Below are 12047 nucleotides of genomic sequence, written 5' to 3'. Positions count from 1 at the left end.
GATGAAATTAGCGCTATGGAACCACCCGATCCCATCCCGAACTCGGAAGTGAAACGTAGCCGCGCCGATGGTAGTGCAGCCTAAGCTGTGCGAGAGTAGGTCATCGTCAGGATTTAAACCAAAAACCCCGCTGCCAAAAGCAGCGGGGTTTTTCTTTGGGCGCGGCAGCGGCGCGCGCGCAGTTGTGGGAGCGGCGTCAGCCGCGAAGCTCGTAGAAGCAACGACCCAGAAAAGCTTGAACCAAGCCAGAAAGCTAGAAGCCTAAAGCTCCCCCTCATCCCAACCCTTCTCCCGCAGGCGGGAGAAGGGCTAAAGCAACGGCAGAAATCGAAGCCAGAGCCAGAGCCAGAGCCAAAGCCAAAGCCAAAGCCAAAGCCAAAGCCAGAGCCAGAGCCAGAGCCAGAGCCAAAGCGGAAGCAAAAGCCACGGCAAAAGCACTATTCGGCAAACGCTGCGGGTAAAGCCGCTGCCGAGCATGGCTCGGCACTACGGTTGACGGGGGGGAATGGGACTACGCGAATCGATGGAATCAGACTTTCTGGCGAGCTTGGGCTGCGCTGGCCCAACGGGCAGCGATATTCGGTGCAGTGATGCACACCGCTTCGTCAGTGACCGTTGTCACCGCGCGCTCCAGCAGCTGGATGTCGGCTTCATGCTGGCGGGCTACATGCGGGTCTTCAAAGAAGATCGCGCGTTGGCAGCGGTGCTCGAGCACGCGGTCCGCGATCTGCGCGTCGCCGCCGAGTGGACCACTCTGGAAACGGTGAATCCATTCCTGGTCACGCGGCCATCCACGGCTCCAGGCCATCTCGTTCAATCGCTGGCCGGTTGTGCCGGTGCCTATGCGCTGCTCGAACTGCGACAACACGTCGAAGTGCTCGGCGGCGAAGGCCAGCATCTGTGGCTTGCGCGCATCGTGAGCGATCAATGCCAGAGTCTGCTTGCCGAAGTCATGCAGGTCGTTGGCGCCCGGGTCTGGGGCGAAGCCTGCATGGATGCGCTCCATCTCGATCCAGTCGCGTGCCGTGGCCACCGTGGAAATGAAGGGTTTGCCGTGGATGACGCACTGGCGCTTGAGGGCAATGGCCTCGGGGAATACCGAGGACGGATCGACTGGATCGATGAGGTAGATGGCACCATCGAGCGTGCGCTCGGGCGTGCCCATTCCGACAACTTCAGCGACCAGTTTCATCAAACCGCCTTCGCGGCCATTGGGGTAACGCTGAAGTGCTGGATAGTTCTGCAGCGGATAGGTGCTGGCAATGGCGTCGTAAGTACGGCCAACGGCATGCAGCTCCACCCCCAGCTCGCGAATACCGCTCTCGCTGGCGCGTAACCAGCGAAACAATGCCGCGTCGGCGCTTTCGTGATGGAGACGGTTTGCGGCCAGACCGATGCGCATTGCGGATTCTCTTTGTGTGGAGTTCTTGAGTGTAAGACAGGTGGGTGGCGTTGGAGTCAAAGCGAGTGCCCATGCCGGAGCAAGTGCTCCCCTCATCCGCCCGTTCGGGCACCTTCTCCCGCAAGCGGGAGAAGGGAAGACGTTGCTACTGGGCGAACGGATAGTTCAAAGCCAACAGCCAAAGCCAACAGCCAAAGCCAACAGCCAAAGCCAACAGCCAAAGCCAACAGCCAAAGCCAACAGCCAAAGCCAAAGCCAAAGCCAACAGCCAAAGCCAACAGCCAACAGCCAAAGCCAACAGCCAAAGCCAACAGCCAAAGCCAACAGCCAAAGCCAACAGCCAAAGCCAACAGCCAAAGCCAACAGCCAACAGCCAACAGCCAACAGCCAACAGCCAACAGCCAGAGCCAACAGATAGAGCAAGAGTTAGAGAAACAGGCGGAGCAACAGGCAGATCAACAGCCGAAGCAGCGGATCCGGCAGCGCTTAAACAAACAATGCTTAAGTAGCCCCTCTCCCGTTTCTACGGGAGAGGGGTAGGGGTGAGGCCGCTCCTAGCGCTTCTCCGCTCTACCGCTTCAACAAAGCAACAATGCTCTCCGCCGCATCGCGCCCTTCGGCGACAGCGGTGACCACAAGGTCGGCACCGCGCACCACATCGCCACCGGCAAACAGCTTGGGGTTGTGGGTCTGGAATGGCAGACGGGTCGCGCCGCCGGCGATGATGCGGCCGTTGCTGCTTGCTTCCACGCCTTGCGACGAAAGCCAATCAGGCAAGGTCGGTGAGAAGCCGAAGGCGATGATCACCACGTCTGCTTCCAGCAGCGACTCGCTGCCTTCGATGGCGACCGCGTTGCGGCGGCCGTTGGCATCGGGCTCGCCCAGCTCGGTCTCGATCACGCTTACGCCAATCACTTCATCATCGGCACCGGCTTCAATCGCCAGCGGCTGGCGGTTGAACAGGAAGCGCACGCCTTCTTCGCGGGCATTGGCTACTTCACGCGCCGAGCCCGGCATGTTGGCCTCATCGCGGCGATAGGCACAGGTCACTTTGGCGGCACCCAGGCGGATTGCACTGCGCACGCAGTCCATGCCGGTATCGCCGCCGCCCAGCACCACCACGCGCTTGCCGTTTAGGTCCGGCAGGGCGATCTGGTCTTCCCAGCCGGCAATCGGCCGGCCCTGCGGATCGTCGCCACTGACGATGCGGCTGTTCTGCACCAGGAACGGCAGTGCCGGCAGTACGTTCTTCAGATCCTGGCCGATCAGGCCGCCGTCGGTATAACGGTAAGCGCCGGTGCCGAGGAAGACCGCGTCATAGTCGCTCTGCAGCTGTTCGATGCTGATATCGCGGCCGATCTCCACGCCCAGGCGGAACTGCACGCCCATGCCTTCGAGGATCTCGCGGCGGCGCTCGATCACGCTCTTTTCCAGCTTGAAGCTGGGGATGCCGAACTGCAGCAGACCACCGATCTGTTCGTAGCGGTCGAATACAACGGCCTGCACACCGGCACGGGCCAGGCGATCAGCGCACGCCAAGCCAGCGGGGCCGGCGCCGACAATAGCCACGCGCTTGCCGGTGCTCTCAACGGCGACCAGGTCCGGCTTCCAGCCCGTGGCCAGCGCGGTGTCGACGATGTACTTCTCGACTGCGCCGATGGTGACCGCGCCGAATTCTTCCAGCGTGCAGCTGCCTTCGCACAGGCGGTCCTGCGGGCAGACGCGGCCGCAGACTTCCGGCAGCGGGTTGGTTGAATGGCAAAGCGTCGCCGCTTCGTGGATGCGGTCTTCCTGCACCAGCTGCAGCCATTGCGGGATGGCGTTGTGCACCGGGCACTTCCAGCTGCAGTACGGATTGCCGCAGTCCAGGCAGCGCCCGGCCTGGTACTGCGCGTCGGCCTTGTCGAACTTGCCATGGAGTTCGCCCCAATCGCCGGACGTGCGCAATTCCACCGGAATGCGCTGCGGCATGGTGCGGGGCAGATCGAGGAACTGGAAGGCTTGCTTGCGGCTCATGGGAACTCGTGGCGTCTGGAGGAGCCCTTCTCCCGCTCGCGGGTGAAGGTGCCCCGAAGGGGCGGATGAGGGCGCTCTGCTTTCAAGCTACCCTCACCCCGGCCCTCTCCCGCAGGCGGGAGAGGGAGACTGAAAATCAAGCAGCGCTGCGCAGCGCTTCGGCCAGCGATTCAATGCTGGCGGCCTTGGGTTTGACCAGCCAGAACTTGCCGACGTAATCGCGGAACTCGTCCAGGATCTGCTGCGCCCAGATGCTGCCGGTCAACTCGCGGTGGCGACTGATCAAGCTGTGCAGGTGCTGTCGGTAGTTCTCGAAGCCTTCGGCTGAAATGCGATGGATGTCGATCAGTTCGTGGTTGTAGCGGTCGACGAAATCGCGATCGATATCCAGCACGTATGCCAGGCCACCGGTAAAGCCGGCACCGAAGTTCAGACCGACCTTGCCCAACACCGCGACTACGCCATCGGTCATGTATTCGCAGCAGTGGTCACCGGCACCTTCGATTACTGCCAGCGCGCCGGAGTTGCGCACGCCGAAGCGCTCGCCGGCACGGCCAGCGGCAAACAGTTCGCCGCCGGTAGCGCCGTACAGGCAGGTGTTGCCGACGATGGCGGTGTTGCGTGCCTCGAAGCGTGCGCCGCGCGGTGGACGCACCACCAGGCGGCCGCCGGCCATGCCCTTGCCGACGTAGTCGTTGGCTTCACCTTCAACTTCCAGATTCAGGCCGCCGACGTTGAAGGCACCGAAGCTCTGCCCGGCAGTGCCACGGAAGCGCAGATTCAACGGTGCTTCGCTCATGCCGTGGTTGCCGTGCGCGCGGGCGATGGTGCCAGACAGGCGCGTGCCCACCGAACGGTCGGTGTTGTGGATCAGGAAGCGATGCTCGCCGCCACGCTTGTTGGCGATGGCATCGGCCAGCAGGTCATCCATCTGCGTGGCCAGGCTGTCCGGCGACTGGTACAGGCGCTGCGCGGCGCAATGCGCGCCGTCGTAATGCGCGGGCGCCAGCAGCCGCGACAGGTCGACCTTGACGCCTTCGCGCGGCGACACGTCGAGCTGTTGCAACAGGTCCGTGCGGCCGACGATTTCATCCAGCGAACGGACGCCAAGATAGGACAACCATTCGCGCACTTCCTCGGCCAGCAGGCGGAAGAAGTTCTCCACGCGTTCCGGCAGGCCGGTGAAGTAGCCGGCACGCAGGCGCTCGTCCTGGGTGGCCACGCCGGTGGCGCAGTTGTTGAGGTGGCAGATGCGCAGGTACTTGCAGCCCAGCACGATCATCGGGCCGGTGCCGAAGCCGAAGCTGTCAGCGCCGAGCAACGCGGCCTTGACCACATCCAGGCCGGTCTTCAGGCCGCCATCGGTCTGCAGGATGGTGCGGCTGCGCAGGTCGTTGCCAACCAGTGCCTGATGCGATTCGGCCACGCCCAGTTCCCACGGCACGCCCGCATAGCGGATCGAGCTGATCGGCGAAGCACCGGTGCCGCCGTCGTGGCCGGACACGGTGATCAGGTCAGCGCCGGCCTTCACCACGCCAGCGGCAATGGTGCCGACACCCGCATGCGAGACCAGTTTCACCGACACCAATGCATCCGGATTGACCTGCTTCAAGTCGTAGATCAGCTGTGCCAGGTCTTCGATTGAATAGATGTCGTGATGCGGCGGCGGCGAGATCAGGCCGATGCCGGGCTTGGCGTAGCGCAGGCGCGCGATCAGTTCATTGACCTTGTGGCCGGGCAGCTGGCCACCTTCGCCGGGCTTGGCGCCCTGCGCGACCTTGATCTGCAGCACTTCGGCATTGACCAGGTATTCGGCGGTGACGCCGAAGCGGCCCGAGGCCACCTGCTTGATCTTGGAACGCTTCTCGGTGCCGTAGCGCGCGGGATCTTCGCCGCCTTCGCCGGAGTTGGAGCGGCCGCCGAGGCGGTTCATCGCAATCGCCAACGCTTCATGCGCTTCCGGCGACAGTGCGCCCAGCGAGATGGCGGCGGTATCGAAGCGCTTGAACAGTGCTTCGGCCGGTTCCACTTCGTCCAGCGGTACCGGCGTTGCCGCCGGCTTGAGCTGCAGCAGGTCGCGCAGCGCCGAGGTCGGGCGCGAATGCACCGCGTCCATGTACTTGCGCCAATCGGCGGCATCGCCGGTACGCGAAGCGCGCTGCAGCGTCATCACCACGTCCGGGTTGTACATGTGGTATTCGCCGCCATGCACATACTTGAGCAGGCCGCCGACTTCCGGTTGTGCCAGATCATTCCACGCACGCACCATCAGTTCGCGCGCTTCGGTATCCAGCCGTGCCAGGCCGACGCCACCGATGCGGGCAGCGGTATCCGGGAAGCACAGTTCAACCACGTCCGGATCAAGGCCGACGATCTCGAACAACTGCGCGCCGCGATAACTGGCGACGGTGCAGATGCCCATCTTGGAGATGATCTTGCTCAGGCCCTTGTAGATGCCCTTGCGGTAACTGCGGCCGATCTGCGAGACCTCACCGCCCTTCTTCAGCAGCAGGATGCCGCGCCTGCCCAGATCGAACAGCGTCTGGTAGGCCAGATACGGGTACACCGCAGTGGCACCAAAGCCCAGCAGACATGCCATGTGGTGTGCATCGCGTGCGGTGCCGGTTTCAACAATCAGATTGACGTCGCAACGCAGGCCCGCCTTGGACAGATGGTGGTGCACGGCGCTGGTGGCCAGCAGTGCATGCACCATCGGCCGGTCGGCAACCGGGTAGCGGTCGGACAGCAGCAGCATCACCACGCCATCGCGCGCGGCCTGCTCGCACTCGGCGCAGATGCGTTCGATGCCGGCCTTCAAGCCTTCCTCGACACTGTAGGACAGGTCGATCAAGCGGTTGCGCTCGACGTACTGCTCCATCTTCAGCAGCTGGCGCAGCTTGCGCTGGCTCAGCACCGGCGAGTTGAGGATGACGTGGTTCACCGTCTCCGCACCGGCGTGGAAGATGTTGGTCTCCTTGCCGAGCTGGGTGGTAAGCGACATCGCGCAGTCTTCGCGCAGCGGATCGATCGGCGGGTTGGTGACCTGCGCGAAGGCCTGGCGGAAGTAGTCGTACAGCGGCCGGGTATTGCGGCTGAGCACGGCGATCGGCGTGTCATCGCCCATCGAGCCGGTGGCTTCCTGGCCGGTTTCGGCCAGTGGCCGCAGCACCTGTTCCAGTTCTTCGGTCGTGAGCTGGAACAGCTTGTGGTAGCTGCGCAGCGTCGCTTCGTCGAACGGTTCCTCGGCCAGCGAGGGATCGATCAGCTCGGTCTGCAGGTAGGTCACGCCCTGGTGCAGCCATTGCTTGTACGGCGCACGCGCGCGGTTGATGCGGTCGATGGCTTCCGAATCGAGCAGGTCGCCACGCTTCAGGTCGATGGCCATCATCTGGCCCGGGCCGAGCTTGCCCTTGCGCACCACGCGTTCGGTTGGCACTTCCCACACGCCGGCTTCGGAGGCCACCAGGAAGTGGCGGTCGGAGGTCAGCATCCAGCGGGCGGGGCGCAGGCCGTTGCGGTCCAGCGTGCAGGCGGCGTAGCGGCCGTCGCAGGCAACGATGCCGGCCGGGCCGTCCCAGGGCTCGCTGTTCAAGCCATAGAACTCGTAGAACGCGGCCAGGTCGGCGTCCTTGAATTCCAGCGACTGCGTCGCCGGCGGAACAAGGATGCGCAGCGCCTGGATCAGCTCCATGCCGCCGGACACCATCAGCTCCAGCATGTTGTCCATGCTCTGCGAGTCCGAGCCGTGCATCGAGATCACCGGGTCGAGCTCGGCGATGTCGAACTTCGGCGTCTTCCACACCTTGCTGCGCGCCTGCGCCCAGTGGCGGTTGCCTTCGATGGTGTTGATCTCGCCGTTGTGGGCGAGCATGCGGAACGGGTGTGCCAGCGGCCAGCGCGGCATGGTGTTGGTGGAGAAGCGCTGGTGGAACACCACCACGCTGGACGCCAGCTCATGGCGCTGCAGGTCCGGGTAGAACGTGCTCAGCTTGTCCGGCAGCACCATGCCCTTGTAGCTGATGGCCTCGGCGCTGAGCGTGGTGACGTAGTAATCGGCAACATCGCGCAGGCTCTGTTCGCTGCGGCGGCGGGCCATGAACAAGGCCAGTGCGAATTGTTCGGCGCTCTGCTCGATGCCTGCATCGACGAACACCTGCTCGATCTTCGGCAAGGTGTCGCGGGCCAGTTGGCCACAAACGCTGTCATCGGTGGGAACCTCGCGCCAGCCGCGTGGATGGCAGCCGGCCTTGCGCAGCTGTGCATCCAGTTCGGCGCGACATCGCTGCGCAGCATCAGCGTCGTGCGGCAGGAACACCACACCGGCGGCGAAGTTCGGGCCGAGCGCGATGCCGGCCTCTTCGGCCAGCTGTCGCAGGAACACGGTGGGTTTGCGCAGCAGCAGACCGCAGCCGTCGCCGGTGAGCCCGTCGGCGGCGACACCTCCGCGGTGGGTCATGCGCGACAAGGCGGCGATGGCGGTATCCACCAACAGGCGCGATGGCTGGTCGTCGAGCTGGGCGACCATGCCGAAACCACAGGCGTCGCGTTCGTCTTGCGGGTCGTAAAGCCCTTGCGGGGTGCGAACTGCCATCTGTGCCTCGGTGCGATTCAGGTGAGCGGCGACACTCCTGCCCGCTCGCAGAGCACGTCATGCTTATCAGATGGTTCGCGCCGTGCTGCCGCACGTGCCGTTGGGATAGGACCCGGCGCACGCCCTTATGGCGTCTTACGCCTGACCCAAGCGCCCTCGCGCCCATCCAATGCACATGATGTGCTCAACCTGGAGCGCACCTTGAGGTCACCGGATGGTTCGACTAAATCACAGTTGCTGCAGCGCCGCAATACATCGTTGCGAGCGCAACCAAAGCCTTGCCCAGCAAGGCTTTGGCCATGCCAATTCAGCCGCAGCGAACGCCGCTGACCATGCCCTTTTCATCGATTTCGATGTTCAGGCGCTCGCCGATGAATTCCATGGTGACCGGCTGGTTGGGTTTGAGCACGCGCACATCGGTGGCGCCGGCGTCTTCCTTGGCCTGGGCCTGCATGGCCTCGGTGTAGGCCTGGCCGACCAGGCCCTGCACCTGGCTGGCGTCGCAGGCGCCCGGCGGCGGCGTGGCTTCAGCCGGCGCGGCGGCGGCCTGTGCGGCCTGCTGGGATTGGTTCAGTGCTTCATCCTGTTCTTCCGGCGCCGGCTTGGTGCAGGCAGTCAGGGCCAGCAGCAGGGTGGCGGTGGCAATCAGGGCGGCGGGGCGGCGCAGGGCGCGCGGCGTCGTCGGGAACTGCATCGGAACTCCTGGGTGTTGAGGGTCTGCCCCAGCATATAACCAAGTGACGGTGATGTTGACGCTGCGTCGCACGCCGCTGCGCGATACTCCTGCACCGCTTTATTGCTGGGAGCAGCGATGGCCGCAAAACCAGCGACGCCTGCACTGCGTCATAGCCACGATGCCGAGCCCGGCATCGTAAGACAACGCGCCGGGCGCGGCTTCCGCTACGTGGATGCACGCGGCAAACCGGTGCGCGCGGCCGCTACGCTGGAGCGCATCCGGCGCCTCGCCATTCCGCCGGCCTACACCCAGGTGTGGATCTGCGCACAGGCAAATGGCCACCTGCAGGCCAGCGGACGGGATGCGCGCGGCCGCAAGCAATACCGTTACCACCCGCAGTGGGTACGGATGCGCAGCGACAGCAAGTTCGACCGCATCGTTGCCTTCGGCAAGGCGCTGCCGGGTCTGCGCCGGCAGGTGCGCACCGATCTGGCGCTGTCCGGGCTGCCGCGCAGCAAGGTGCTGGCGATCGTGGTGGCGGTGATGGGCCGCACGCTGGCCCGCATCGGCAATGATGCCTATGCCCGCGACAACCATTCCTACGGGCTTACCACGCTGCGCAACCGCCACCTGGAAAGCGCTGGGCAGGGGCAGACGCGGCTGCGTTTTCGCGGCAAGTCCGGCCAGGCCCAGGCCATGGTCATCGATGACCGGCATCTATCCAGCCTGGTACGGCGCTGCCAGCAGCTGCCCGGGCAGTTGCTGTTCCAGTACCGCGACGACGACGGCAAGGTGCGACCGGTGGGTTCAAATGACGTCAATGCATACCTGCGGCAAGCCACCGGCGACGATTTCAGTGCCAAGGATTTCCGCACCTGGGGTGGCACCCTGGTGGCACTGCGCGAGTTGGCGCAGCTGCCATTGCCGGACACCGGCGGCGAACGCGCGCTTGCGGAGATGCAGAACCAGGTGATTGCCGCGGTGGCGGGGATGCTGGGCAACACTCCGGCAGTGTGCCGCAAGTCGTATATCGATCCCTGCGTGTTCGAAGGCTGGCGCGATGGCCGCCTCGGCGCGATGCAATCGCTGCGCGGCCCACGCCAATGGGAAGCGGCGGCACTGCGCTTCCTGCGCAGCGCCCACCGCGGCAATGGCGCACTCAGCCGCAGCGCATCGCAGTGATGTTGTTGGTGCGGCCGACTTCGATGGTCAGGCGCTCACCGCCACTGGACGCCTGCGTCCCCAGCGAGGCAGCGGTCTCAGGCGAGTCATTGCCGCGCACCACGTCAACCTGCAGGCTGTCGCTGTCGACACGGGCGCGCTGCACCGTATCCGGGGAGGCGGCAAGACCCACCGCACCGCGCACCATGTCGGTATGGCATTGGCCGGACACAACCCCGTCGATCGGTTGCACATTGTTGACGTAGGCCGAACTGCAGGCAGAGAGCAGCAGCACGGCAGTTGGGACAGCGAACAGACGGATCATGGCGAACTCCTGCAACAGGCGGAAACAACCTGCAGGATCGCTGCCATGCCGTATGCAGCGGATGAAATACACATCGTCACCACGGATTTTTCACCACAGGCGATGCCGGCTGCTGCGCACACTGCACTACCAATCGCCAGCGAAAGGAGCAGACCATGGCGGCCTGCGATGTCTGTGGCAACAACTACGCGCGCAGCTTCAGCGTGAGCCAGGGTGGGGTTACCGGCACTTTTGATTCATTCGAATGCGCTATCCATGCAATGGCGCCACGTTGCGCGCAGTGTGAATGCGTGGTCATCGGCCATGGAGTGGATGCCAACGGCCGCGTCTATTGCTGCGAACACTGCGCGCGCCACGCCGCGTAAGCGCAAGGGAGGTTCCATGGCAGTAAAGAAGAAATCTGCAGCTAAAAAGCCTGCAGCGGCCAAGAAGGCGCTGTTGCCAACCAAGCCGAAGCGAACGAGCGCAGCTGCGAAGCCTGCGGCCGCAGTCGAAACCGAAGCCTTGCGCACCGCCAGTCGTCAGCGACGGCTGCAGGAAGATCTGCAGCAACAGGAGAAACTGCGCAGCGCGATGCCGAAGAAGAAAGGGAGTGTGCAGGCCGGTGCACGCAGGCAGCCGAGTACCTTGCCGGCACAGCAGCTGCGCAAGCCCGGCAATGAACATGAGTTGGCGCTGGCTCCGCGCTACATGGCGCCGTCATACAAAGGCAGCGGCAAACTGAAGGGAATGCGCGCCATCGTCACCGGTGGTGACTCGGGGATAGGCCGCGCGGTTGCGATCCTGTTCGCCCGCGAGGGCGCCGATGTGGCCGTGTTGTACCTGAGCGAACACGAGGATGCCAAGCTCACCTGCGAACATATCGAGCAGGAGGGCCAACGCAGTCTGGCAATCAGTGGTGATGTGCGTGACCCGCTCTTCTGCGACAGCGCCGTGCAGCAGGTTGCGCGGACGTTCGGCGGTATCGACGTCCTGGTCAACAACGCCGCCTTCCAGCTGCATTGCCATCATCTGGAAGATCTCAGTGACGAACACCTGCAGGAAACCCTGCAGACCAATATCGCCGGTTACATCCACATGGCGCGTGCGGTGCTGCCACATATGGGCGAAGGCGACAGCATCATCAATACCGGCTCGGAGACAGGCATCTTCGGCAGCAAGTCGCTGATCGATTACGCCGCAACCAAAGGCGCGATCCATGCGTTCACGCTGTCGCTGGCCAGCCAGTTGCTGCCGCGCGGCATACGCGTGAACTGCGTGGCGCCCGGGCCGGTGTGGACGCCACTGAACCCGGCAGACAAGGTCGCCGAAGACGTGGCCGAGTTCGGCAAGGACAGCGACATGGGCCGGCCGGCGCAGCCGGAAGAATTGTCGCCGGCCTATGTATTCCTGGCCTCACCGGTTACCGCCAGCTACATCAGCGGCGCAATCCTGCCGGTAATGGGCGGCCCACGCGGCTGATTGTATTGGCTGCGCCAAAGGGGAGGGGCACTGGCTCCCTCCCTTGCGCAACGCGCAGGGGAGGGTTGGGGAGGGTGCTGTTCGCAGGAACATCAAGCAACGCGCACAGCCACGGCCGAAGCCACCCCCTCCCAGCCTCCCCCTTCGCTGCGCCAAAGGGGAGGGGCACTTGCTCCCTCCCTTGCGCAGCGCGCACGGGAGGGTTGGGGAGGGGTGCTGTTCGCAGGAACATCAAGCAACGCGCACAGCCACGGCCGAAGCCACCCCCTCCCAGCCTCCCCCTTGGCTGCGCCAAAGGGGAGGGGCCTGACTCCCTCCCTTGCGCAGCGCGCAGGGGAGGGTTGGGGAGGGGTGCTGTTCGCAGGAACATTGAACAACGCACACAAGCCACAGCCGAAGCCCCCCCCTCCCAACC

Annotated in this window: 8 protein-coding genes and 1 rRNA gene; 4 read left to right on the top strand and 5 right to left on the bottom strand. The window is 64.3% G+C overall.

The window, feature by feature from the left end; genetic code table 11:
- Nucleotides 1-112, top strand: a 5S ribosomal RNA gene (gene rrf / locus ACVOKO_RS16330); the annotation flags it as partial.
- A gap of 417 nt (nt 113-529) precedes the next feature.
- On the opposite strand, the gene ACVOKO_RS16325 is transcribed toward rrf, so the two are convergent.
- The 4 genes from ACVOKO_RS16325 to ACVOKO_RS16310 all read right to left on the bottom strand — a co-directional run bounded on the left by ACVOKO_RS16325 (nt 530) and on the right by ACVOKO_RS16310 (nt 8703).
- Nucleotides 530-1402 carry a methylglyoxal synthase gene (locus tag ACVOKO_RS16325; RefSeq protein ID WP_346499924.1) on the bottom strand — a complete coding sequence of 291 codons (873 nt, stop codon included), beginning with the start codon at nt 1400-1402 and terminating at the stop codon, nt 530-532.
- 570 nt (nt 1403-1972) lie between these two features.
- Nucleotides 1973-3418, bottom strand: coding sequence for an FAD-dependent oxidoreductase (locus ACVOKO_RS16320; protein WP_346499923.1), 1446 nt, complete (start codon nt 3416-3418; stop codon nt 1973-1975).
- A 136-nt stretch (nt 3419-3554) separates the two neighbouring features.
- Nucleotides 3555-8009 (bottom strand): glutamate synthase large subunit, encoded by a 4455-nt coding sequence (gltB, locus tag ACVOKO_RS16315; RefSeq protein ID WP_346499922.1) that lies wholly within the window; start codon nt 8007-8009, stop codon nt 3555-3557.
- A gap of 307 nt (nt 8010-8316) precedes the next feature.
- Nucleotides 8317-8703: an I78 family peptidase inhibitor gene (locus ACVOKO_RS16310; RefSeq protein ID WP_346499921.1), complete on the bottom strand. Its 387-nt coding sequence runs from the start codon at nt 8701-8703 to the stop codon at nt 8317-8319.
- A 117-nt stretch (nt 8704-8820) separates the two neighbouring features.
- On the opposite strand from ACVOKO_RS16310, the gene ACVOKO_RS16305 reads away from it, so the two are divergent.
- Complete coding sequence (locus ACVOKO_RS16305) at nt 8821-9867, top strand: DNA topoisomerase IB (protein WP_346499920.1); 1047 nt, start codon at nt 8821-8823, stop codon at nt 9865-9867.
- On the opposite strand, the gene ACVOKO_RS16300 is transcribed toward ACVOKO_RS16305, so the two are convergent.
- Entirely contained in the window at nt 9845-10171 is a 327-nt protein-coding gene (locus ACVOKO_RS16300) for a hypothetical protein (protein ID WP_346499919.1), read from the bottom strand. The genes ACVOKO_RS16305 and ACVOKO_RS16300 overlap by 23 nt on opposite strands.
- A 155-nt stretch (nt 10172-10326) precedes the next feature.
- On the opposite strand from ACVOKO_RS16300, the gene ACVOKO_RS16295 reads away from it, so the two are divergent.
- Both ACVOKO_RS16295 and ACVOKO_RS16290 read left to right on the top strand, forming a co-directional pair.
- Nucleotides 10327-10536, top strand: a complete 210-nt coding sequence (locus ACVOKO_RS16295; RefSeq protein ID WP_346499918.1) for a hypothetical protein — start codon at nt 10327-10329, stop codon at nt 10534-10536.
- Nucleotides 10484-11632: an SDR family oxidoreductase gene (locus ACVOKO_RS16290; RefSeq protein ID WP_346499927.1), complete on the top strand. Its 1149-nt coding sequence runs from the start codon at nt 10484-10486 to the stop codon at nt 11630-11632. Before ACVOKO_RS16295 ends, ACVOKO_RS16290 begins: the two co-directional genes overlap by 53 nt.
- Nucleotides 11633-12047 lie beyond the last annotated feature (415 nt).

The organism is Stenotrophomonas sp. STEN240, from assembly GCF_056756175.1.
Note: the sequence above shows the minus strand (reverse complement) of the source record. Positions and strands in the feature narration are given on the sequence as shown.